Annotated in this window: 1 protein-coding gene; it reads left to right on the forward strand. The window is 45.9% G+C overall.

Annotation, left to right across the window (positions count from 1 at the left end; translation table 11 throughout):
- On the forward strand, positions 1-603 hold a 603-nt coding region (locus tag KIV40_RS31330; RefSeq protein ID WP_285353201.1), incomplete at both ends, for a TonB-dependent siderophore receptor.

A 603-nucleotide genomic window follows, 5' to 3' on the forward strand; every position in this document is an offset into this window, starting at 1 on the left:
AGCAACCTATGGCTTCGACTACATGGATAAGACATCTAGCGCTTACTATGGCAGCAGCAAGTTCATGGATGAATCTGCGATTTCTACGGCTTTGTTTGTTGAAGACCAATTCTACTTTACTGATAACTTTTCTGTGACTGCTGGCCTGCGCTTCGATGACTATCAACGTAAAGCGGAAACCGGTACCGATGATTTTGATGACGTAACATGGGCATTGGCGACGGAGTGGGATGTCACGCAAGACTGGACGCTGTTCGCAAGTGCGCGTTCTCTGTTCAAAGGCCCAGAGCTTCTTGAAAGCTTTATCGCGTACCAAGATGTTGCCTACCTAGCGGACGACATAAAGCCAGAAACAGGCTTGAACACACAAGGTGGTGTTCGATTCAATAAGTACATTGACGATCATTTCTTGGGCGCAAATGTTACGGTCTTCCAAACGGATATTGATGACTACATTGTGGAGGCATACCAAGGTGCTACCCAGACTTACCTTATCTACAATTTAGGCGATGTTGAAATCAAAGGCTTCGAGGCTAGCGTGTCTTACGGCTACGACATGTTCAACAGTAAGCTTTCTTACTCTCGTTCAGACACCACCAATAA

This window comes from Vibrio sp. D173a, from assembly GCF_030248475.1.